This is a genomic window from Halomonas sp. Bachu 37 (assembly GCF_039691755.1).
Taxonomy (GTDB): domain Bacteria; phylum Pseudomonadota; class Gammaproteobacteria; order Pseudomonadales; family Halomonadaceae; genus Vreelandella; species Vreelandella kashgarensis.
On sequence record NZ_CP137552.1, the window covers coordinates 823,597 to 846,288 of the forward strand.

The 22,692-nt window shown below is 62.2% G+C and carries 20 protein-coding genes; 6 read left to right on the top strand and 14 right to left on the bottom strand.

From position 1 onward, the window contains the following. Positions 1 to 219: 219 nt before the first annotated feature. Positions 220 to 690 (top strand): pilin, encoded by a 471-nt coding sequence (locus R5M92_RS03710; RefSeq protein ID WP_346797955.1) that lies wholly within the window; start codon positions 220 to 222, stop codon positions 688 to 690. Positions 691 to 781: 91 nt separating this feature from the next. On the opposite strand, the gene R5M92_RS03715 is transcribed toward R5M92_RS03710, so the two are convergent. From R5M92_RS03715 to xdhA, 5 genes are read right to left on the bottom strand one after another with little or no spacing between them, the layout of a single operon-like run. Further along, the gene (locus R5M92_RS03715; RefSeq protein WP_346797957.1) at positions 782 to 1,567 is read right to left on the bottom strand and encodes a dienelactone hydrolase family protein; all 786 of its coding nucleotides are present in this window, start codon (positions 1,565 to 1,567) and stop codon (positions 782 to 784) included. A gap of 45 nt (positions 1,568 to 1,612) precedes the next feature. Beyond that, positions 1,613 to 2,944: a guanine deaminase gene (guaD, locus tag R5M92_RS03720; RefSeq protein ID WP_346797959.1), complete on the bottom strand. Its 1,332-nt coding sequence runs from the start codon at positions 2,942 to 2,944 to the stop codon at positions 1,613 to 1,615. 15 nt (positions 2,945 to 2,959) lie between these two features. Further along, entirely contained in the window at positions 2,960 to 3,883 is a 924-nt protein-coding gene (gene xdhC / locus R5M92_RS03725; RefSeq protein WP_346797960.1) for a xanthine dehydrogenase accessory protein XdhC, read from the bottom strand. Then, complete coding sequence (gene xdhB / locus R5M92_RS03730; RefSeq protein ID WP_346797962.1) at positions 3,880 to 6,321, bottom strand: xanthine dehydrogenase molybdopterin binding subunit; 2,442 nt, start codon at positions 6,319 to 6,321, stop codon at positions 3,880 to 3,882. Before xdhB ends, xdhC begins: the two co-directional genes overlap by 4 nt. Further along, positions 6,305 to 7,765 (bottom strand): xanthine dehydrogenase small subunit, encoded by a 1,461-nt coding sequence (xdhA, locus tag R5M92_RS03735; RefSeq protein WP_346797964.1) that lies wholly within the window; start codon positions 7,763 to 7,765, stop codon positions 6,305 to 6,307. Before xdhA ends, xdhB begins: the two co-directional genes overlap by 17 nt. Before the next feature lie 185 nt (positions 7,766 to 7,950). Between xdhA and R5M92_RS03740 the strand changes: the two genes are divergently transcribed. From R5M92_RS03740 to R5M92_RS03750, 3 genes are all read left to right on the top strand, one after another. Then, positions 7,951 to 8,586, top strand: coding sequence for a TetR/AcrR family transcriptional regulator (locus tag R5M92_RS03740; RefSeq protein ID WP_346797965.1), 636 nt, complete (start codon positions 7,951 to 7,953; stop codon positions 8,584 to 8,586). Further along, entirely contained in the window at positions 8,583 to 11,045 is a 2,463-nt protein-coding gene (gene hrpB, locus R5M92_RS03745) for an ATP-dependent helicase HrpB (protein ID WP_346797967.1), read from the top strand. Before R5M92_RS03740 ends, hrpB begins: the two co-directional genes overlap by 4 nt. 110 nt (positions 11,046 to 11,155) lie before the next feature. Beyond that, a complete protein-coding gene (locus R5M92_RS03750; protein ID WP_346797969.1) occupies positions 11,156 to 12,277 on the top strand; it encodes a patatin-like phospholipase family protein in 1,122 nt (373 codons plus the stop codon). 57 nt (positions 12,278 to 12,334) lie between these two features. Here the strand turns inward: R5M92_RS03750 and R5M92_RS03755 are convergent, their stop codons facing one another. From R5M92_RS03755 to R5M92_RS03765, 3 genes are all read right to left on the bottom strand, one after another. Further along, positions 12,335 to 15,061 carry a cation-transporting P-type ATPase gene (locus R5M92_RS03755; RefSeq protein ID WP_346797970.1) on the bottom strand — a complete coding sequence of 909 codons (2,727 nt, stop codon included), beginning with the start codon at positions 15,059 to 15,061 and terminating at the stop codon, positions 12,335 to 12,337. A gap of 140 nt (positions 15,062 to 15,201) precedes the next feature. Further along, positions 15,202 to 15,411: a hypothetical protein gene (locus R5M92_RS03760; RefSeq protein WP_346797971.1), complete on the bottom strand. Its 210-nt coding sequence runs from the start codon at positions 15,409 to 15,411 to the stop codon at positions 15,202 to 15,204. A gap of 62 nt (positions 15,412 to 15,473) precedes the next feature. Beyond that, positions 15,474 to 17,297: an ABC transporter ATP-binding protein gene (locus R5M92_RS03765; protein ID WP_346797972.1), complete on the bottom strand. Its 1,824-nt coding sequence runs from the start codon at positions 17,295 to 17,297 to the stop codon at positions 15,474 to 15,476. A 124-nt stretch (positions 17,298 to 17,421) separates the two neighbouring features. Here R5M92_RS03765 and R5M92_RS03770 point away from each other — a divergent pair, with 124 nt between their 5' ends. After that, on the top strand, positions 17,422 to 18,237 hold the full coding sequence (locus R5M92_RS03770) for an inositol monophosphatase family protein (protein ID WP_346797973.1): 816 nt from the start codon (positions 17,422 to 17,424) through the stop codon (positions 18,235 to 18,237). A 30-nt stretch (positions 18,238 to 18,267) separates the two neighbouring features. Here the strand turns inward: R5M92_RS03770 and R5M92_RS03775 are convergent, their stop codons facing one another. The 5 genes from R5M92_RS03775 to R5M92_RS16170 all read right to left on the bottom strand — a co-directional run bounded on the left by R5M92_RS03775 (position 18,268) and on the right by R5M92_RS16170 (position 21,011). Beyond that, positions 18,268 to 18,963 carry an RES family NAD+ phosphorylase gene (locus R5M92_RS03775; protein ID WP_346797974.1) on the bottom strand — a complete coding sequence of 232 codons (696 nt, stop codon included), beginning with the start codon at positions 18,961 to 18,963 and terminating at the stop codon, positions 18,268 to 18,270. Beyond that, positions 18,957 to 19,355 carry a hypothetical protein gene (locus R5M92_RS03780; RefSeq protein WP_346797976.1) on the bottom strand — a complete coding sequence of 133 codons (399 nt, stop codon included), beginning with the start codon at positions 19,353 to 19,355 and terminating at the stop codon, positions 18,957 to 18,959. Before R5M92_RS03780 ends, R5M92_RS03775 begins: the two co-directional genes overlap by 7 nt. A 189-nt stretch (positions 19,356 to 19,544) precedes the next feature. Then, the gene (locus R5M92_RS03785) at positions 19,545 to 20,564 is read right to left on the bottom strand and encodes an SDR family oxidoreductase (protein ID WP_346797977.1); all 1,020 of its coding nucleotides are present in this window, start codon (positions 20,562 to 20,564) and stop codon (positions 19,545 to 19,547) included. Between the two features lie 76 nt (positions 20,565 to 20,640). Then, a complete protein-coding gene (locus tag R5M92_RS03790; RefSeq protein WP_346797979.1) occupies positions 20,641 to 20,925 on the bottom strand; it encodes an MBL fold metallo-hydrolase in 285 nt (94 codons plus the stop codon). Continuing rightward, positions 20,922 to 21,011: a hypothetical protein gene (locus R5M92_RS16170; RefSeq protein WP_417339114.1), complete on the bottom strand. Its 90-nt coding sequence runs from the start codon at positions 21,009 to 21,011 to the stop codon at positions 20,922 to 20,924. Before R5M92_RS16170 ends, R5M92_RS03790 begins: the two co-directional genes overlap by 4 nt. Before the next feature lie 843 nt (positions 21,012 to 21,854). Between R5M92_RS16170 and R5M92_RS03795 the strand changes: the two genes are divergently transcribed. Further along, entirely contained in the window at positions 21,855 to 22,139 is a 285-nt protein-coding gene (locus R5M92_RS03795) for an antitoxin Xre/MbcA/ParS toxin-binding domain-containing protein (RefSeq protein WP_417339116.1), read from the top strand. Between the two features lie 262 nt (positions 22,140 to 22,401). On the opposite strand, the gene R5M92_RS03800 is transcribed toward R5M92_RS03795, so the two are convergent. Continuing rightward, the gene (locus tag R5M92_RS03800) at positions 22,402 to 22,677 is read right to left on the bottom strand and encodes an HNH endonuclease signature motif containing protein (protein WP_346797980.1); all 276 of its coding nucleotides are present in this window, start codon (positions 22,675 to 22,677) and stop codon (positions 22,402 to 22,404) included. Positions 22,678 to 22,692: the final 15 nt, after the last annotated feature.

Sequence of the window (22,692 nt, forward strand, 5' to 3'; positions counted from 1 at the left end):
TTGAAACACGTAAGCGTTTTGTAGGTACCTTGTACCACAAAGCTGGTCATCCCAACATGGTGAGCGTGATTCAATATTATTTCTAAAGACTGTTTTTCACCAGCCGATAAAGGTTAGTGAAGTGCTTGAGTAATGACTAAGCGTAAGCTACTGTAACGATCATGAACCTAATGCTGCATCGCCATGCAGCTCGATAATTTCCCGCCCAGGAGCATTGCCATGCAGCACACCCAAACCAGCCACACACGCAACACCCGCCAAGGCGGTTTCACCTTGATCGAACTGATGATCGTCGTCGCGATCATTGGTGTTTTGGCTGCAATCGGTATACCTCAATATCAGAATTACATCGCACGTGCTGAGGCCTCCTCCGCATTATCAATGGTAAGTGCTTATAAAACTGAAATTGATGACCAGATCTATACGCAAGGGTTAACGCAAGATAGTAGTGAAATAAGTCTTTCTGGAGCCGATGACTCAGGTAATGTAGACAAAGAGCTGGGTACTGTAGCCTGGAGTACTCCTGACTTAACTTTTACCTTTACTGATGGAGTACACGCTACTGGCACAGCCGGTACGATCGAATGGACAAGAGATTCTAATAATGGGTCGTGGGGCTGCGAATTTAATAACCTCAAGAATAATATTGAAGAGCTTCGCGGATGTAAAAAGTATGTGGCTCCTCAATGAAGGCTGATATTTTTTTCTAGTATGATCAACAGCGGCCGGCATTTTGCCGGCCGCTGGCGTTTTGTCTGACATTAAGATAGGCAGCATCCCATTACATAATTTCTCCCAGAAACTCCATAAACGTATCCCAGGAGCGCTGGTCGGCGCGTTCGTGGTAGGCGTCGCTGCCGAAGACGCTGAAGGCGTGGGGCGCTCCGGAATAGACGCCGATCTCGTAGGTAATGCCGCGCTCTTCCAGATTGGTGGCCAGTTGCGCCACATCCTCCATGCTGACCATTTCATCCGCGCCGCCGTGGGCCACGAAGATCGGCGCCGTGTCGTCGCCGTACTCTTGCCCTTCGGGGATATCCAGGCCGCCATGGAAACTGGTGTAGCCCTGAATGTTCTCCGCCTCGCCCCAGCGGGCGAATTCCAGCGCGGCGGTACCGCCGAAGCAGTAGCCCATCACCACGGTGGCCTCAGCGGCGCCTTGCTGGCGCGCCTGCTCCAGACCGGCGAGAGTCAGCTCGCGCATCCGCTCGCGATTTTCATAAAGCCGGTTGGTGGCCGCCTTCTTGTCCTCGGTGGCCTGGGGCCGGTTGCCCTGGCCGAACAGGTCCAGCGCAAAGGCATCAAAACCCTTTTCGGCAAGCATATCCGCCCGTTGGCGTTCGTAATCGTCGAGGCCGTCCCAGTCGTGGATAATCAGGATAGTGCCCTTGGCGTCTCCCTCGGCCTGGGCTAGATATCCCTCGAAGTTCTCGTCTCCGGCGGTGTAGTTCACATCCTTTCCAGCGGGTGAAAACTCTTGGTCTTGGTCTTGGTCTTGGGCCTGCGCCAGCGGCGACAGGGCGGCGAGGGTGAGCGATAGCGGAACGACGAGCGAACGTGCAGCCATGGGAAGCTCCTTTTGAGGAAAGCCGTTGAAAAGGACGAGCCCGGCCTAGCCGCGTTGATGCCGGCGCGTGCCGCCCGCCCAGGTTTCCGCCACGGCGCGGTCGTCGGCGAGCATCATCAGTGCGAACAGGCGTTCTCCCAGCGTAGTACAGCGAGCGGTTCGGCGCGCCAGAAGCGGCGTGGCGCTTTCATCGAGGATGACGAAGTCCGCCTCCTTGCCGACGGCCAGGCGGCCGATATGCTCATCCAGCGAAAGTGCCGAGGCGTTGCCCAGGGTCAGGCCGTAGAATCCCTGCCAGGCGGTCAGCGGCTGGCCCTTGAGCTGGCCGACCTGGTAGGCCGCCTTGAGGGTGGCGAAGCCCGAAAGGTCGGTGCCCGCGCCGATGTCGCTGGCGTAGGTGAAGGCCATGCCGGTTTCCCGGGCGGCGTGGCGGTCGAACAGGCCGCTGCCCAGGAACAGGTTGGAGCTGGGGCAGAAGGCGATGTTGGCGCCGCGCTCGGCCAGGCGGGTACGCATGGCATTGTCGAGGTGAATGCCGTGGGCGAAGGTGCTGCGCGGGCCGACCAGGCCGGACTCCTCGTAGACGGCCAGGTAGTCCGGGCTGCCGGGGTAAAGCTCAGCCACCCAGTCCAGTTCGCCGGGGTTTTCCGCCAGGTGGGTTTGCATCCAGAGTGTTGCGTCGTTGCGCAACAGGCCGCCGGCGGCGTCCAATTGTGCCCGGGTGGAGGTGGGGGCGAAGCGCGGCGTCACGCTGTAGCCCAGGCGGCCCTTGCCATGCCAGTCGGCAATCAAGCGTTCGCTGTCGGCAATGCCGGTGGCGCCGTCCAGCAGGGCGTCGGGGGCATGGCGGTCCATCAGTACCTTGCCTGCGATCATGCGCAGGTCACGCGCCCGGCACGCGCTGAAGAAGGCGTCCATGGAACCGGGGTGGCTGGAGCCGAAGACCTGGGCGGTGGTGGTGCCGACCCGGAGCTGCTCATCGAGAAACGCCTCGGCGATGGACTGCGCGTGCGCCTGCTCGGCGAAACGACACTCTTCGGGGAAGGTGTACTCGTTCAGCCAGTCGAGCAGCTGGCGCCCGTAAGAGGCGATGATATCCAGTTGTACGTAGTGGACATGGGTATCGATAAAGCCGGGCATGATCAGCTTGCCCCGATAATCTTCCACCCGGCAGTCGGCAGGTAGTTCAGCGGCGAGGGTGGCGTAGTCACCGATGGCATGAACGCGGCCATCTCTCAGCCACAGCAAGCCGTCCTCGTAATGCTCGAGGCTGCCGGGGCTCGGCATGTCGCCTTCGCCGGGGTCGCGGTTGAAACTCAGCAGCTCGGCGCGCAGCAGGGTGTCGCGGGAGGTCCCGTCTTGAGAAAGTGTCGTCATGATGTCTCGGGATAATCAGTCAGCGGAAGTTATTGGGGAGTCGTTCGGAAAAGACAACGCCTGGCGCAGGGCCTGTGGCGCAACACCGCGCGCGCCGGAGGGTGCGGCACTGTCGGCGGCTTCGGCGGCGATATCAGTCAAGAACAGCAGCTCCGCGACCGTCGCCAGGGCGATGGCGTAGGGCGTCTTGTCGGCGCTCTTGTGACCGTTTGGCCCCACACCGATCGGACAGCGTACCCGGTCGAGTGCGGCGGCGCTGAATCCTTCCCGCGCCAGGCGTGAGCGAAAGCTCGCCCATTTGCTGGCGGAACCGATCAAGCCGAGAGAAGCGTAGTCGCCACGCGCCAGCAAGGCCTTGAGCAGCTGGTAGTCCTCGCCATGGTCGTGGGTCAAGACCAAGGCATGTACCTGGGCGGGAAGCGCCGCCACGGCATCCTCGGGACGGGGCGCATGGCGGCACTCGAGCCTGGGTTGGTGGGCCGCTTGTGCTGGGAAGGCCTCAACCCGGCTATCGTGCCACAGTAGTTTCCAGGGCAGCGGAGCGGCAAGATTGGCGATCCATCGGCCGACATGTCCCGCGCCGAAAAGCGCAAGCGTAACCGGTGCGCCGGGAAACACGTCGATCAGCAGATTGACGAAGCCGCCACAACACTGGCCGCTACGCCCGCCCAGGGAGAACGCTTCCAGGCTGATGCCGGCCTCGCCTGCGGCCAGGCGTTCACGGGCGATGGCGATAGCCTGCCACTCGAAGGTGCCGCCGCCCAGGGTGTCGTAGACGTGAGTGGCGGTCACCACCATGCGCGCGCCGGGTTCGCGGGGGGTGGAGCCGGCGCTGGTGACCTGGGTGATCAGCACATGCGGCTCGCCTTGCTGCTGCAGGCGGTGCAGCGCTGCGTGCCAGCTCTGCTGCGGGTCGAGATGAGCCTGGCCCGTTGTCACGACACTTGCCTCGAACGTTCGCGTAGTGCCTGTGCCGCCATCAACACCCGCTCGGGAGTGGCGGGCGTGTCCAGGCGTGGTGATTCATGATAATCCGTCAGGCTGGCGAGGGCGTCTCTCAACGCCGACCACACACTGATGCCCAGCATGAACGGGGGTTCGCCGACCGCCTTGGAGCGATAGAGGCTGGCCATCGAGTTGGGATGGCCCTCCATCAACGCCACGTTGAATACCGGCGGCAGGTCGCCGAACGTGGGGATCTTATAGGTGGCGGGGCCATCGCTGATCAAGCGCCCGGCCTCGTTCCACTTCAGCTCTTCGCTGGTCAGCCAGCCCATGCCCTGGATGAAGGCGCCCTCGATCTGGCCCAGGTCGATCGACGGGTTGAGGGAGTCGCCCACGTCGTGCAGTACGTCCACCCGGTCCACCTGGTATTCGCCGCTCAGGGTGTCCACGCTGACTTCGGCCACGGCGGCCCCGAACGCGTAGTAATAGAAGGGGCGGCCCTGGCCGACGGCGCGGTCGTAGTGAATCAGCGGCGTGGCGTAGAAGCCCTTTTCCGAAAGCGAGACGCGATTGAGATAGGCGCTCTGCACCAGTTCGCCCCAGGCGATGCGGCGCTCGCTCTCGCCATGGCCCGCCACCAGTTCGCCGTTTTCCAGACGCATGCCTTCGCGGTCGAGCCCTCCCAGCGATTCACCGAAATGTTGCGCGGCGAAATCGAACAGGCGGCGGCGTAGCTTGCCGGCGGCGTCGCGGGCGGCCATGCCGTTCAGGTCGGCGCCGCTGGAGGCCGCCGTGGGCGAGGTATTGGGCACCTTGTCGGTGCGCGTGGCGGTGATGCGCACTTGGCTGAGGTCGAGCCCCAGCTCGCGGGCTACCACCTGGCAGATCTTGGTGTGCAGGCCCTGGCCCATTTCCGTGCCGCCATGGTTGATCATCACGCTGCCGTCGGTATAGATGTGCAGCAGGGCGCCCGCCTGGTTGAGGTGCTGGGCGGTGAACGAGATACCGAACTTCACCGGCGTCAGCGCCAGGCCTTTCTTGATGATGGGACTTGCGCCGTTGAAGTCGGCAATGTCGCGGCGGCGCTGCCAGTACTCGCTGCTGGTTTCCAGCTGTTCGATCAATTCGTGCAGAAGGGTGGTCTGGTCCACCTTCTGGCCGTAATGGGTAACGTCCCGGCCCGGCCGGTACAGGTTGCGCTTGCGGATGGTCAGCGGGTCTTCGCCCACGCGGCGGGCGATGTCGTCCATGGCGGCTTCGATCGCCATCATGCCCTGGGGGCCGCCGAAACCGCGAAAGGCCGTGTTGGAGGCGGTATGGGTACGGGCGCGATGTCCCGTAACTCGGGCTTCGCCCAAGGAGTAGGCGTTGTCCGAGTGGAACATCGCCCGGTCGACGATCGCGTCGGAGAGATCCGGCGAGTAGCCGCAGTCGCCAATGACGGTAATCTCGCCGCCCTGGATCACGCCTTGCTCGTCGATGCCCAGATGGTAGCGGTTATGGAAGGGGTGGCGCTTGCCGGTGGCGCGCATGTCCTCGCTGCGAGGCAGGCGCAGGCGCACGCTGCGGCCGGTGCGCCGGGCGATGATCGCGGCGATGCAGGCCCAGGGCGAGGCCTGGGTCTCCTTGCCGCCGAAGCCGCCGCCCATGCGCCGGACCTCGACGGTAACGGCGTGGAAGGGAATGTCGAGCACTTCGGCGACCAGCTTCTGGGTTTCGCTGGGGTGCTGGTTGGAGGTATGCACCACCACGCCTTCATCTTCGGTGGGATGCACCACGCAGGCCTGGCCTTCGAGATAGAAATGCTCCTGACCGCCGACGAACTGCTCGCCTTCGATCTGCAGGCTTGCCTGACCCAGCGCCAGTTTCCAGTTACCGCGCTCCTGCACATGGGTGGGGCGCACGAACTCCTCGCGTTCGGCGGCGGCTACCGGGTCAAGGCTCGCCGGCTGCTCGTCGATTTCCACCACCGCGCGCTGCACGGCCTGTCTCGCTGCCTTGTAGCTGCGTGCGGCGACGGCGAAAAGACACTGTCCGGCATAGCTGATCTCCTCGTCGACGAAGATCGGATCGCCGGGAAATACCGGGCCGATATCGGTATGGCCGGGGACTTCCTTGAAGGTGATGACATCGACCACATCGGGGTCGCGCTTGAGCGCTTCGAGGTCGAGTTTGGTCAGCCGACCGTGGGCCACCGGCGAGAGGCCGAGGGCGACATGCAGGCCATCGGCGGGAATCTTCAAATCGTCGATGTACGCCGCCTTGCCGGTGACGTGCTTGACCGCGCTTTCGTGGAAGCCGGAGCTGCCGGCGTGCTGGTTGCCATGAACGTCCACGGTATGGCGGGCCAGAGGCGAGGAGCCCTTGATGCGGTCGTGGAGTTCCTCCCGCGCACGGCTGCTGGTGCCATCCACTTTAGTGAGCGTACGCATGGAGCATGACCTCCTGATCGGGTGTGGAAAGGGTCAGGTAGAGGCGTTCGAGCAGGTTGGCCGCCGCCAGGTTGCGGTATTCGGCGCTTCCACGAACATCACTCATGGGCTGGAAATCTTCGCTCATGGCCCGCTTGGCGGCACTGAAAACGTCGGCGCTGACAGGTTGACCGTCAAGACAGCGTTCGGTTGCCATCGCCCGCTTGGGTATGGCCGCCATACCACCGAATGCCACGCGTACCGCGTGCAGCGCGCCATCCTCATGGCGATAGCGGAAGGCGCCGAGGACGGCGGAAATATCGTCCTCCCGGCGCTTGGAGAGCTTCCATACCTTGAGAGTTTCATTGGCGGCGAGACGCGGCACGAAGATGCTCGCGATGACCTCGTCTTCGCCCAAGGCGGTACGCTTGTAGTCGAGGAAGAATTCTTCCAGCTCGATAATGCGCGTGCCCTGCGACGAGGCGAGCTGCAGCTTGGCGCCCAGCGCCAGCAGCACCGGGGGGCAATCGCCGATCGGCGAGGCATTGGCGATATTGCCGCCGAGCGTGCCGCGGTTGCGAACCTGGGCGGAGCCGAGCCGATGCAGCAAGTGGGCGAAAGCCGGCAGGTGCTCCTCGAACAGTGGCTGCAGGCGGGAGTACGTCACCGCGGCGCCGATCCACCAGCCCGGGCGATCCTCGTGGGTTGTCTCTTCGATGCCCAGCAGCTCTTCGACGCGGGACACGTCGATCAGCTGGTCGAGTATCGTGAGCCGTTGGGTGCTTTCCAGCCACAGGTCGGTGGCGCCGGCGACCAGGCGCGCCTGGGGCCGATCCCGGCGCAGCTGAACGAGCTCATCGAGGCTGCGGGGCTGGAAGAAAGCGGAACTGGTATTCGTGGCAGGGCTGGCGAGACCTGCCGATGCTGCGTCTTTAGGCGCGACATCGAGCCAGGCGGGGCGCTCGGTTGCATACTCCGCCATACTCAGCGCGGCGTCGCGAATGGGGCGATAGCCGGTACAGCGGCAGAGGTTGCCGCCTAGGGCCGCTTCGAGGCGCTCCGGGGTCAGCGGCGCGGGTTGTCGTGAATGGCTTTCATGCAGGGTGAACAGCGACATCACGATACCCGGCGTGCAGAAACCGCACTGGCTGCCGTGGCAATCGACCATGGCGGCCTGGGCCGGGTGCAGCCGCTGGCCTTGTGCCAGGCCCTCCACGCTCACCAGCGAGCGCCCCTGAAGCTGATGGGCCGGGGTGATGCAGCCGTTGGCGCTGTGATAATGTACCTTCCCTTCCGGGGAGGTCGAGCCGATGGCGACGGTGCAGGCGCCGCAGTCGCCGGAAGCGCAACCCTCCTTGGTGCCGGTGTAACCCAGCTGGTCACGCAGCAATTCCAATACGCTGGTATCGGGGGAAACGTCGCATTGCCGGGCCTCCCCATTGAGTAAAAAGTCAATTGTCGCCATGCCGGACTCCCGCTGAATCTTGCTGACCGATTGGTCAAGTTGCTTGAGCTTGAGACAAAATGCCGCGGCTTGCAAGTGGTGAATGGATGTACTTTCGTGGAGTGTCTACAGCTTTTTTGCGCCGAAACAGGGCAATGCCGAGGGTGATGCGGTGTGCTGAACTTGGACTTTGTGTGGAGCCGTGAATGACAGTGTCGCCCCCAACATCGGAAACAGGCACGCGTGAGCGCACCGAGCAGGCTATTCTCGGCGCGGCGGAAAAGGTATTCGCCCGCCACGGGTATCGTGGTGCCAGCCTTCAGGCCATTGCCGACGCGGCCGGGCTGCCCAAGGCCAACGTGCTGTATTACATGGGCAGCAAGCAGGCGCTGTATGTGCGCCTGCTCAATCGCATGATGCAGCGCTGGAATGCGGTACTCGAGGACATCACGCCGGAAAGCGACCCGGCCGAGGTGCTGCGCCATTTTATTCGCACCAAGATGGTGCTGGGGCAGCGCTATCCCGAAGGATCAAAGTTGTTCGCGGCGGAAATTCTTGCCGGGGCACCGTTTCTCGCCGAGTACCTGAGCGGTGAGTTGCGCCAGTGGACCCAGGAGCGCGCCGCCATCATTCGCCAGTGGAGCGACCAGGGCAAGATGGACGCGGTCGATCCCTATTGGCTGATCTTTCTGATCTGGTCGGCCACCCAGCACTATACCGACTACAGCGCTCAGGTACTGGGGATCACCGGCCGTGACGCGCTTTCCACCGACGATCTGGAAGACATCACTCAGTTCCTGGTCACGGTGATCCTGAAAGGGTGCGGAGTCCATCCGCAATGAGCGATGCCTTGCCGATCGAGGCGCGTCTTGGCGCTATCCGGCAAGCGCTAGGCGAGCATAGCCGTGTTCTTCTCGTGGCCCAGCCCGGTGCCGGGAAAACCACCCGGGTGCCCTTGGCTCTGCTCGATGAGCCGTGGTGCGCGGGCGGCAAGTTGCTGCTGCTGGAACCACGGCGAGTGGCCGCGCGGCTGGCGGCGGGCTTCATGGCCGCATCGCTTGGCGAGGAAGTCGGCGAGACGGTGGGCTATCGCATGCGCGGTGAAAGCCGCGTGGGGCCGAACACGCGGTTGGAAGTGGTAACCCAGGGCGTCCTGACTCGCCTGTTGCAGGATGATCCGCTGCTCGATGGCGTGGCGGGCATCATCTTTGATGAATTCCACGAACGCAGCCTGGAAGCGGATCTCGGTCTGGCGCTAGCGCTGGATATTCAGCAGGGCCTGCGCGACGAGCTGCGCCTGCTGGTCATGTCGGCGACCCTCGATACCTCGGCGTTGCTGAACGTGCTGGGCGAGCGTACGCCGCTGATCGAGTGCGAAGGGCGGCAGTTTCCGGTGACCACGCACTATCGCCCCTTGTCTCGGAGCGGGACGAGAAACCCGTCAAGGCTCGCCGATAGCGCCATGCAGCAGGCCGAGGTAGTGGTGGAGGCCGTGGAAACGGGCGCCGGTGACGTGCTGGTGATTCTGCCGGGGGTGGCGGAGATCGAACGCCTGGCACAAGCGCTTGATGCACGCATGCCGGAGGTCTGTATCCAGCCTTTGCACGGTCGTTTGCCTCTGGCCCGGCAGCGCGAGGCATTGCGGCCGGCAGCGGGGCGGCGGGTGGTGTTGGCCACCGCCATCGCCGAATCGAGTGTCACGGTCGAGGGGGTCGGGGCCGTGGTCGATGCCGGCCTCGAGCGTGTTCCCGCCTTCCAGCCCCGTAACGGGCTCTCGCGGTTGGAGACCCGTCGGGTCAATCGCGCCAGTGCCGATCAGCGGCGGGGGCGGGCCGGTCGCCAGGGGCCGGGGCACTGCTTTCGCCTATGGCCGCAAGAGCAGCCGCTGGTGGCTCACGGCGAACCGGAAATACGGCAGGCGGACCTCTCTTCGCTGGTGTTCGAACTGGCGCGCTGGGGCGTCAATAGTGCCGATGCCCTGACCTGGATGACGCCTCCGCCGCAAGGCGCCTGGCAAGCCGGTCGCGCGCTGCTGATGCGCTTGGGTGTGCTGGATCGCCAGGGCCGGTTGACGACGCTGGGAAGCCGCTGCAGCCGCTGGCCGGTATCGCCACGGCTGGCCGTCATGCTCGAGCGCGCCTTTGATTTCGATGCTACACCGTTGGCGTGTCAGGTGGCGGCCCTGCTGGAAAGCCGCGAAGGGACCCGCGACAAGGATCTTGCCTCCGCGCTGCGCCAACGGATGAACGAGCCCCAGCGCCATTCTCAATGGCATGCCCAGGCCTGGCGGTTGGCGCGGATTGGAGGAGTCAAGCTGGAGGCTTGCGGCGAGAGGGCGCTGGGTGAGTTGCTGGCGCTGGCGTATCCCGATCGAGTCGCCCAATGCCTGGAACCGGGGCGTTTTCGCCTGGCCGCGGGTGGCCTGGCAACGTTACCTTTGGATCACGCCTTGGCTCACCAGGACATTATCGTGGCCGTCGAGCTGGATGGCGATCCGAGTCAGGCGCGCATTTTCCAGGCCGTTGCTCTGAATGAAGCCCGCTTGCGCAGTCTGTACCCCGAAACCCGACAGTGGCAGCCGAGACTGGCCTGGTCATCTTCTCAGGGGCGACTGGTGGGCGAGGAGGTACAGGCGCTGGAGGCGGTGGTACTGGCAAGCCGCCCTCTGCACACGTTGCCCCCGGAAGCCGTTACGGCGGCACTTATCGAGGCGCTGCGTCGGCGCGGTCATCTGACAATGGACAAGTCCGCGCGCCAACTGCTGGGGCGTGTCGCCCTGCTGCGCCAGACGCTGGGCGAAGACTGGCCAGATTGGTCGATGCCGACGCTGTTGGCGACGCTCGAGACCTGGCTGGCGCCGTATTTGCCCGGCATCACCTGGCTGAGCGAGGTGGATAACTTGCCGCTGGCAACCATCCTGCTGGACAGCCTGGAGTGGTCCCGGCGAAATGAGCTGGACACGTTGGCGCCATCGCGTTTGGCGGTACCCAGCGGCTCCGTAGTGGCGGTGGATTACCAGCCCTGCAACGAAGGCGGCGAGCCGGTGCTGGCGGTCAAACTGCAGGAAGTGTTCGGTTGGCGTTCAAGCCCGAGCGTTGTTCAGGGGAGAGTGCCGATCCTTCTGCATCTTCTCTCGCCGGCGCGCCGACCGCTTCAGGTCACAAGCGATCTGGAGAGCTTCTGGAACAGCGGCTATCCCCAGGTGCGCAAGGAGATGCGCGGTCGCTACCCCAAGCACCCGTGGCCGGAAGATCCGCTGACCGCCCAGGCGACGGCCAGGACCCGGCAGCGAAGCGGTTAGGCGTCGCGGGCGATGAAAAAGTCGCCTTCCGCCGGCATGTCGACCAGACTCAAGACTCGTGTTGCTGTGGCTATCCGCTGCAGCGAGTGACAAGAGCAACGGGAGCGCGCATGGCCGAGCGAACGACACTTATCCTGTCCGGGGGTAACGCCCTCGGTGCCTACCAAGCCGGAGCCTATGAGACGCTGCACGAACGTGGCATGCGTCCCGATGAAATATTCGCCGTCTCCACCGGCGCGATCAATGCCGCGTTGATCGCCGGCACCCCTGCCGAAAAGCGCGTGGACGCCTTGCGCGATTTCTGGGATTCCGCGGTGCAGGATGGTGTCTGGGGTTTCGGGGCTTCCTGTTGGCCCAAGCTATGGCACGTCAATCGGTCACGCGCTCTGCAATCGCTGCTCTTCGGCAGCCCCGCCTTCTACCGTCTGCGCCTACCGGGTGCTCTATCGGGGCTGCCGGGTGCGCCCCCGGATGCGGGGATCTACGATCTCGCTCCCCTGCGCGAGAGCCTGGAGCGCTCGATCGATTTCGACCGGCTGAACGACGGGCAGCTGAGAGTGGTGATCGTGGCCGTGGACGCCCACAGCGGCGAGGAGGTGCGCTTTGACTCCGCCGAAACGCCTATTGGCGTCGAGCATCTGCTGGCGAGCGGAGGCTTTCTTCCCTTCTTTCCGCCTACGCAGGTCGATGGGCGACTGCTGGTGGATGGCGGCATGGCGTCGAATCTGCCGCTGGAGGCGGCACTGGAAGAACCGACCCTGGAGAGCCGGTTATGTATCGCGCTGGATCTTTTCAGCCGTCGCGGCGCCGCCCTGAAAACCGTCGGGCAGGCGGTGGATCGCCAGCTGGAGCTGCTGCTTTCGGCCCAGACCTGGCGAGCACTGCAGAATCTTGAGCGAACCCACGAGCTGCGCCGACAGTTACGTCAGCTTGGCGAACGCATTCCCGAAGCCCTACGCGATGACCCCACCTTGGCCCCTGCCCTGAAGGAGGGTGCCAGAGCCGACGGCGCGACCACGCTGCTACTGCTCAGCCATGGCCGCGTGGAGCACGATACCGAGATGCGAGCTTTCGATTTTTCGCGCCGCTCCTTGAGCGAACGCTGGGAAACCGGCCGTGCGGATATGGCTCAAACCCTGGATATGCTGGGTTCCCGGCGTGCCGGCCGTGGTGAATTTGCCGTGCATGCATACAATGGTCGCGGCGCTGATGCTGACGAAACCACGGTATAACGTTTGCCAGTACCGTGCGATTTATCAATATCGGTCGATTTATCAGCATCGGTCGATTTAATTGTCGCTGCGTCTGCGCCATACCCATTTTTCGAACTCGACGATGAGGAAAATCGCCACGCTGGCCAGGACGATCACCAGCCAGTGAGTGAGTCCGAGGGCGGCGCTACCGAAGATGTACTGCATGAACGGCAGGTAAGTGAAAGCCGCCTGCAAAAGCATGATCAGGCCGATGGTGATCCACACCGGGCGGCTACCGAAAATGCCGTTCATGGAGAGCGTGCTATTGATCAGGAAACGACTATTGATCAGATAAGCGGCACTGCCGGTGACCAGCATGTTGACCGAACCGGCGCGCGCCAAGGCTTCGCTGCCGCCCTGGTCGAGTATCCACGCGAAAATGCCGAACACTCCGGCGAGAAGCAGTATCGAAACGAACACCACCCGCCATAGCAGGAAGAGGTCCAGCAGCGGTGCTCTGGGGTCACGGGGCGGGCGCTGCATCAAGTTGTGCTCTCCCTGCTCGAAGGCGAGCGCCAGCCCTAGCGTTACCGCCACCACCATGTTGACCCACAGCGCCTGCAGGGGCGTCACCGGCAGGCTCGAGCCGGCCAGTACCGCCAGCATGATCGCCAGCCCCTGGGCGCCATTGGTGGGCAGGATGAAGGTGATCGTCTTGCGGATATTGTCGTAGACCTTGCGGCCCTCTTCGATGGCGCTGACGATGGTGGCGAAGTTGTCGTCGGCGAGAACCATTTCCGCGGCGTCCTTGGCGGCTTCGGTGCCCTGGATGCCCATGGCCACGCCGACATCCGCGCGCTTGAGGGCCGGGCCGTCGTTGACGCCGTCGCCGGTCATCGAGCAGATTCCCCCTCGGGCCTGCATGGCCTTGACCAGGCGCAGCTTGTGTTCCGGCGAAGCGCGGGCGAAGACATCGATATCGAGGATGATCTGCTCGAGCTCGGCATCGCTCATCGCTTCGATTTCACGGCCGGTCAAGGCCTTGTCGGTGTGGCGGAAGCCCAGTTGGCGGGCGATCGCCAGGGCCGTGGTGGCGTGGTCACCGGTAATCATCACCGGGCGGATACCGGCTTCGAAGCACTGCTTTACCGCCAGGATGACTTCCTCGCGAGGGGGATCGAGCAGTCCGACGATTCCCAGCAGCCGCAGGCCCTCCTCGGCATGGTGATCCTCGAGCTCGTCGATGTGTTCGGCTTCCTTTTCCGCTATTGCCAGTACCCGCAGGCCGCGAGAGGAGAGCGCCTGGATGCGCGATTCCCATAGCGCGGTATCGAGTTCGGCATCGCCATCGGCGGTCCACACCTTGTGGCACATTTCCAGCAGCCGGTCCGGAGCACCCTTGACCACCAGGTGCTGCTTGCCTTCCAGGTCGTGCATGGTAGCCATGTACTTGCGTTCGGATTCGAAGGGAATCGTGTCCAGGCGTTTGTGCTGCTGGCGCAAATGGGCGGTGTCGAGACAAGCCTTGCCGGCCGCGACGACCAGAGCGCCTTCGGTGGGATCGCCGTGGATACGGTAGCGTTCATCCTCTCGGGCCAGCTCGGCATCGTTGCACAGGACGCCGACCTTGAGGAAATGGGCGAGGGCGGGGTGATCGTCGAGGTTCAGTTCCCGTAGTGTCGCGTCGGGGTTATCGCTGCGCAGGTGAAACTCGCCTTCGGGAGCGAAACCGACGCCATCGATGTGGTACTCCTGGTCGGCGAGCCAGATGGCCTGGGCGGTCATCTCGTTGCGGGTCAGCGTGCCGGTCTTGTCGGAGAAGATGGTGGAGATGGAGCCCAGGGTTTCCACCGCCGGCAGGCGCCGCACGATGGCGTTGCGCCTGGCCATGGCCTGGACGCCCAGGGCCAGGCCGATAGTGACGATGGCGGGAAGCCCTTCGGGAATCGCGGCGACCGCCAGGCCCACCGCAGCCATGAACATCTCACCGGCGGGCTGGTCATGGATCAGCATGCCCAGGAGGGCGGTAAGCGCCGCTGCTCCCAGAATGAACACCGCCAGAACCCGACCGGCACGATCCAGCTGTTGCAGCAGCGGCGTCTTGAGCTGCTCCACGCCACGCAGCAACTCGGAAATCTTGCCGATTTCGGTATGGCTTGCGGTTTCCACCACCAGCCCCTTGGCGTTGCCTTGCACCACGATGGTACTGGCGTAGGCCATGGCGCTACGCTCGGCGAGGTCGGCATCCTCGGCAACGGGCTCGGTCGACTTGGAAACCGGCTCGGACTCGCCGGTCAGGGCGGCTTCTTCGGTGCGAAAACGGTGGGTCTCGATCAAGCGTAGATCCGCCGGGACACGGTCGCCGCTTTCGACCATGACGATATCGCCGGGGACCAGCTCCTCGGCCGGGATGGTGGTGCGTTTACCGTCGCGCAGCACATTGGCCTGGGGCGAGAGCATGTTGCGAATGCTGTTCAGGGCCTGCTCGGCCTTGCCTTCCTGGATGAAGCCGATTAGCGCGATGATGATCACTACACCGAGTATGGCGCCGGCGTCCAGGGTATGTCCCAGCAACAAGCTTGCGACCGCCGCCACGAGCAGGATCACGATCAGGATATTGTTGAACTGGTCCAGAAGCCGCTTGTACCAGGGCCGTGCCTGTTGCTGCTGGAGCTTGTTGGGGCCGTAGCGCTCCAGGCGAGTTCGTGCTTCAGTGCTGGAAAGGCCCTGCGATGAACTCTCCTGCGCGGCCAAGGCGGCTTCACCGGACAAGTTATGCCAAACCTGGCGTGCAGGGGTGTTCGTCGGCGCATTTTCGGCCATTCCTTACCTCCAGACATCTAGTGCTTCATGACGAGGCCTCGCGCTTTGCTCCGGGTCGAGAGCCACGGGCGAGTCTTCATTGAGCTTTGCCGCTGGCTTATCATGCTGCACTGCGATACTGGAAAGCAAGGCGCTATCCCTCACTCATTGACGGGAGTGGGTTCCTCGATTTCCTGGCCGGGAACGCGATAGCGCACACCATCCGCCGCGGTTTCTTCGTAGCGGCGATTTTCCTCTTCGGCGGGCATTCCCATCACCGTCTCCCGCGAGCCGTCCGGCCAGGTGTAGGTAGTGCAGCCGCCGAGTGCCAGCAGACTGGCGATCACGGGAAGGACGATAAAACGTGGCATAAGAGAACTCCGAATATAAGTATTTGAACATGGTTTCAACGGTCGCAATGCGTACGGACGGCTTAACGATAACCCCGGGCCTGCAAGCGAAAGAGGCGCGCATAGCTGCCGTCCTGGTTCATCAGTCTTTGATGATCGCCCTGCTCGATGATCGATCCATTCTCTATCAGCAGTATGTGGTCCGCCGTGCGCACCGTCGAGAAGCGATGTGAAATCAGGATGGTCATCTTGTCGTGGCGATGGCGGCGGAAATCCGCGAATACGGCGGCTTCGGCGTCGGCGTCCATCGCCGCCGTCGGCTCGTCGAGCACCAGTATATCGGCGCTTTCGCGCATGTAGGCTCGAGAAAGGGCGATTTTCTGCCACTGCCCGCCGGATAGCTCCTGGCCGCCCTTGAACCAGCGACCCAGTTGCGTGTGATAGCGTTGCGGCATGGCATCGATGAAGTCTTCGGCAAGGCCTTGGCGGGCGGCGGTTTCCCAGCGCCCCTCATCCTCGAAGGCTTCGACATCCCCGGCGCCCAGGTTTTCGCCCACCTTGAGCTGGTAACGGACGAAATCCTGGAAGATCACGCCGATGCGCCGGTGCAGGGTTTCGATGTCCCACTCTTTCAGATCGCTGCCATCGAGCAGAATCCGGCCTTGGGTCGGTTCATAGAGGCGCGTCAGCAGTTTGATCAAGGTGGTCTTGCCCGAGCCGTTCCGGCCCACCAGGGCGAGGCTCTGGCCGGGTGCCAGGTGCAGAGAAATATCGCTGAGCGCTGAAGACTCGGCGCCTGGATAGCGGAAGCTCACTTTTTCGAAGCGGATGCCGTCGCCGGGGAATTCGCCTTCATGGCGTGTGCCCGCCGGCGCTGATACTGGTTGCTCCAGGTACTCGTAAAGATTGGAGAGATACAGATTGTCTTCGTACATGCCGCTGACCGAGGTCAGGCTGGCGGATAGCGCGCCCTGTCCCTGCTTGAATACCATCAGATACATGGTCATTTCGCCCAGCGTCAACGTTCCGGCAATGGTTTCCACCACGACCCAGGCATAAGCGCCATAGAATGCCAGAGTACCCAGCAGCCCGAGCAGAAAGCCCCAGCTTTCGCGGCGCAGGGTGAGGTTGCGATCCTCGCCGTACAGGGTCTGGAAGATATGGCGATAACGCTCCAGCAACAGCGGTTCGAGACCGAACAGCTTGACCTCCTTGATGCTGTCCTCCCGGGCGAGCACGGTTTCCAGGTACATCTGCATACGCGTGTGGGGCGAGCGTCGGCGGAACAGATGGAATGCATCGCCGGAAAACTTGGCTTCCGAGGCGAAAACCGGCAACGCACCGATGACCAGTATCAACAGCGCCCATGGCGAGAACTGAACCAGCAGAACGCCGAAGCTGAACAGGGAGATGCCGTTCTGGGTCAGGGAGAAGGTCTTGTTGACCAGGCCCAGCGGCCGGGTGGAGGCTTCACGGCGGGCGCGGGTCAGCTTGTCGTAGAATTCGCTGTCCTCGAACTGGGCCAGCGACAGGGTGCCGGCTTTCTCCAGGATCATGACATTGACCTTCTGGCCCAGCAGCGCCCGCAAGAGAGACTGTTGCGCGGAAAGGCCCCGCTGGGCGAGGGCGATAGCGGCAATGATACCGGCTTCCGCCGCCACGTAGCGCAGTACTGGCCAGACGCCAGCGACGCTAAGCGAGCGTCCCGTCTCCTGATGGTAGGCCATGGCCTCGACCACCGAGTCGACGATCAACTGGCCGACCCACGCCGCCACGGCCGGCAGCACGCCGGCCACTACCGTGCACAAGGCCAGGCCGAGGGTCAGCCGGCGGGACGTCTGCCATACCAGGCGCAGCGCCCGACGGCTGTAGCGGAAGACACCCAGAAAGTTCGACACTTGCCTCATGGTTTCAACCGGATACGCATAATTTTCCTTATCGGTAGTCGTGATGGCTGGCAGGTATTGCTAGTCTAACGAACACCTGACGGCTTTTATGCAATCTTTCTTGCCCATTGGATACGAGACGCCCATGCCGAATTACACGCTATCCGAACGTCTTGCCGTGGCGATTGATATCGCCCATGAAGCGGGGCGCATGATATCCCGAGCCCGAGAGCAACAGGGGTTCGATCATCGCTACAAGGACGGTCACGAACTGGTGACCGATATCGACGTAGAGGTGGATACCTTCATTACCCAGCGCTTGAATTCGCTCTTCCCGGGCGATGGTATCCTGAGTGAAGAGCTGGCGCCGGAACGGGACAACATCGCCCAGGCCAAGGCGCTATGGGTTATCGACCCCATCGATGGCACCGTCAACTTTGCCCATGGGCTGCGTCATGTGGCGGTATCCATCGCCTGGGTGGAAGAGGGCAAGGCCAGGCTGGGAGTGGTGCATGCTCCATTTCTGCAGGAAACCTTTTCTGCCGTGGAAGGCGGGGGCGCGCATTGCAATTCGCAACCCATACGCGTCAGTACCGAGGATCAGCTAGCACGCAGCCTGATCGGGACCGGGTTTCCCTATCGCCGGGAGTCGCGACAGGCGTTGCTCAAGCGTTTCACTCAGGTGATCAATGAATGCCAGGATATACGGCGCAACGGATCGGCGGCACTGGATCTGTGCGATGTGGCGTGCGGGCGCCTGGATGGTTACTACGAAAGCGTTTCCCCCTGGGACTTTGCCGCCGGCTGGGTGATCGCCCAGGAAGCGGGCGCGTCGGTTTCCCACCTTTACCCGGTTCCTTCCGGTATTCCCGCAGACCTTCATGGGGAAAATCTGGTGGTGGCAACCCCGGCCATTCATTCGGCGCTGGAGAAACTGCTGCGTGAGTCGGATGGTGAATGAGCCAATAGATGAAAGTGGAGCAGAAAGCGTTCAATAGCGCCGCGAGACCTGGATCACCGTGGTGATCCCCTGATTCCAGATCATCTCGTAGTGCGCGGTCTGCACGATCGAACGTACCGGCTTGGGTGTCATCAGTCCCCAGCACACGGCATTGGCCTCGCGTACCGAGTGGTAGCGAATCCCGATTTCACGGTTATCCCGCATGGCTGCGCCGAGCTGTCTTGCCGCGCTGTAATCGTTGGCGCTGTAGATGGGGTCGCTCGGCGGCAGGACGAGCCCATCGCGAACTCCCGCTTCGTCGAATTCACAGGCCAGGCCACGGAAGGTGAAGCGTTCGTAGTTCAATGACGGTACGTTGCGCCAGTAGGCCTGCTGATGATGTTTCACCTCGGCAATGGCGGTCTGTAGCGCATCCGCCATGTAGAGAATGCCAAAGCTGCCGTCACTGAAGCGTGAGCCGTCGGGCGTGACATGGGTAAAAGGAGCGGTGGCATAGGTGCAGCCGGAGATGCCGAAGGGAATCTCGTCGCGGGCCACCAGGGCGAGATTGCCCGCTTCTGTCAATATTCGCGGGTTGGTCAGGGCCTGCAGTTCGTACAGCGACTCGAACTCATCGGCGCTGGCGACATCCTCGAAAAGGCTGATGGGAGGGAACTTGCTGTTAACCAGCCGGTAGCCCTTGACCGGGCGTGCCGGCAAGCGCGGCAGGTGCTCCAGCGCTACCATTGGCTACCACGCAGCGCATCGATACGCTTGAATGTCTCGTAAATGGCGGCGAAGTCCCCCGATCCCATGATTTCCAGCGGCGAGCGGCCGGCAAAGAAGGGGTTGCCGTTGGCCATCTTCATGAAGCCATAGAGGTTGTCCGGGTTATCGAACACGATGCGCAGGGCGGCATGAATATTGAGGATATAGCTGATACGCGTCAGCTGGTCTCGGTCGAGCTTGATCTCATGCATGCTGCCATTCTTGGCCTTGGCGTAGGTGCTATGTGAGACCCGCAGAATAGCCTCACCCTGCTCGCCGCTGGCGTTCCACTTCTCCAGGATGCGGACGGCGGCTTTCAAGCCGGTGGCAGCCACAGTCTTGTCGTGGGTAAGCGCTTCCTGGGCATACATGATCGAGTGCCTCCTGATGTTTATTTGCAAATACTAGTTCATTGAAAAAGTATCTGCAAATACTTCTGAAGAAGGCTGAGTATAAGGTACTTCGGGTGGGGGTGATTGGCATCCTGCACCTAATCGAACACAACAAAAAAACCGGCAGCCCTTAGGAGCTGCCGGTGTGTCGAGCGAGGCGCTACCGCATCAGTTTTTCGAGCGCCGCCCGGCCAGGGCAACGGCGCCGATCAACGCGCCCGCGATCACGGTCGTGGTCATTACCGGGTGCATCGAGGCGTTGCTGTACAGGCTGGTCTTGGAAACGTGACTGGCGTAATGGGCGCGTTCGCGCATGTCAGTAGCCGGTTCGTGCAGCGCGAAGTGGCGACGATGTTCCGGCTTGCCGGTCTGCTGCTGGGAAATGACCTTCGCCGACATGATTTTATCCATCAACCGCGGTGCGCAGTGTCCCAGTGCGGCCATGAGCCGGCCACCGCCACCGACGAACATGTCACGGCGCGGGTGTTCGGCGCAGAAGAGAATGCTGCGTGCGACGATGCGGGGATCGTAGAGCGGCGGCGGCAGGGTCGGCTCGTGGTCCATGGCATTGCCGGCGTGTTCGGGGAAGGGCGTGGCGATGCTGGCCGGCTTGATCAGCGTGACCGAGATGGGCGCGCCGACGTGTTCGAGTTCCATGCGCAGGGCGTCGGTGAAGTCCTTGACGGCATGCTTGGCGGCCGAATACATACCCTGATAGGGAATGGCCTGGTCCGAGGCGATCGAACCGATGTTGATGATTGCGCCGGAGTAGCCGTCGCGGTGCTGGCCGAGGTGGCGTGCCGCTTCCAGCGAGCCGTGCACGACACCCCAGAAGGTCGTCTCGAACAGGCGGCGGTGATCTTCCTCCCCGATGTCGAGCAGGTTGCCGAAGAGGGACACCCCGGCATTGTTGATCCAGGTATCGAAGCCGCCGAAGGCCTCGATGGCGGTTTGCGTTATTTTGTGAACCTGCACCTTGTCGCCGACGTCCACCGCGACGTGGACGGCCTCGCCACCGGCATGATTGATTTCATCGCACAACTCGCGCAGCGTATTCTCGTCGCGTGCCGCAAGCACCAGACGTGCCCCATGGGCGGCGGCCATGCGCGTGGTCGCCAGGCCGATGCCCGTGGTGGCGCCGGTTATCACGATCGTCTGATCTTCCAGGTCTTTCAAGTGCAGTGCCATTGTCGCTCTCCTTGCTGACTGTTGATGGTGACTGATGAGGGTTGGGGCAAGAGTGGTTGTCGCTGAGGTGTTTCAGTCAGCTAACACTATTCCACACTCTTGCCGTGCGAGGGTCGGGCACGTTGTCGAAATCGCGGGCCAGCGCCTCCAGATCGCGCGCCATGGTCTCGCCGGACATGGGGCGTCCATGACCGGTCATGACCACGCTGGGTTTGAGGTCGGCCAGGCGTCGCACGGAATCGCGGGCAGCCTCCCAATCGGGAGTGAAGTAGCGCGGCGGTCCACTGAGTTCTCGATGTTGGGTCAATACCTGATAGAGCTCATCCTGGCGGACGGTAACGAAGGCATCGCCGACGATCATGGCGCGGTCCGTGTCGCGGAAGAAAGATACGTGTCCTTGAGTGCTACCGAACCGACGTGATCGAAGTGACCGTGAGTCAGGATGATTGCTTCGGGACGAGCGTTCTCTCCGAATCGAGAGGTCGCCGCTCTTGAACGATGTCATGGGCATGACTTTGTTGCGCAACGGGTTGTGAGACATGGCGAATCCTCCCTTATCGGCTGATTGACCTTAAGGGTAGGAGTTGTGGGGAAGTTGGCAGTTTAATTATGTAAGCGGCCGAGTGCAGGCACATGGCTCTGCAGGATAGGATTCCTATGCGTTCCTATGCGATAGTTGACAATTTGTTGACCACACAAAAAAACCGCCACCCGGCATGATCCGTAAGTGGCGGTTTCTTTTACTGATTCTGGTCGGAGCGACAGGATTCGAACCTGCGACCTTTGCAACCCCATACCTTTACTTAGAGTTTTTGGATATAAACGATATCCACCTTAATGAGGTAGAAAAGGTTGATAAATCAAAATGATAAGCCTATATCCGGCTTTATGGCATGTTGCTGGATGTTGCTGCTTGTTGCCGACGCTTGGAACCTATTTGGAACCTAGAAATTGGCGAGGCACATACACCTCACTGCTCGTGACTTGTGAGTTCTCTCCCATACCTAGACCTTAGTAGGAGCTGCCTCTGTTAACGGGGGCGAGGTCAGTACTATGGCATTCTATGTCCGGATAGCCCTTCGGTTCGCCGACTGAGATACTTTGCAATATAGTTATATCAAATTTCCATGGTGTATCAGCTATGGAAGCACTGAAGGAAGAGCACAGGCATGAACGTGACACTGAGAAGGCCGTTTCAAGCTTCTGGGTGGCCGCGCCGGAGACACGCTGGATGGCCTGATCCGCTCGGGTATCCCGCTGGTCGCACTAGACAATCTCACCCAGCACGGTATCGACGCCAGCCGGCTAGGCTTCATCAATACGCGCACCCTGCGCCACCGCCGGCAGAAGTCGGAGCCCCTGTCGTGCGACGAGGGGGACCGTCTCTACCGCTTGAGTCGGATCGTGGTGCTGGCCGAGGATGTGTTCGTCAACCAGGAGAAGGCCGCCAGGTGGCTGAGCAAGCCGCGCCGCGCTCTGGACGGACAGAGTGCCTTTGACGCCATCAAGACAACTCCGGGCTTCCTCGCTGTCGAGGAGCTGCTTGAGCAGCTGCGCTACGGATATGTGTCATGAGTGAGGCCTGTCTCTGGCGAAATATCGTAGTTCGGGGAATTCGGACATCGGAGGGACGGAGGTACCATGGCGTTGGCCTAGCCACAAGGGCCGCCCCATAGTCTACCTCGTGGATTACCGGCCTTCTGCGTGCTGGAGATTCTTGTTCAACTTGAGGGTGCGGCGGACGAGCTTCCTAACCCTCTTGCCGGCGAAGGCGGGCAGGGTGGTCCTCGGGGAGCCCTTCCAGGAAACGGCGATAGTGCGCATCAAGCAGATCACCTCAGGCCGGCACATGTCCAGGGGCCATCCGCTTACCGTCGAGGGCACCATAGGTGGGGTCTTCAATTAGCTGGGGCGCGACGACAAGGGTCAGGGTGACGGGGTCGATGGCGATCCGAAAACTATCGAAGAGGCGATGTATGTCGACGCGCAGGCATAGGCCATTGGCGGGATGGTTGGAGTGCGGCCCCGTATAGCGGCTGATATGAACGGCCTCCAGGACCAGGTCTTCCCGGCACCCGGTGACGCAGCAGGTATCGTCAAAGTTAGCGAGCACCTCCTGGCGAAAGCC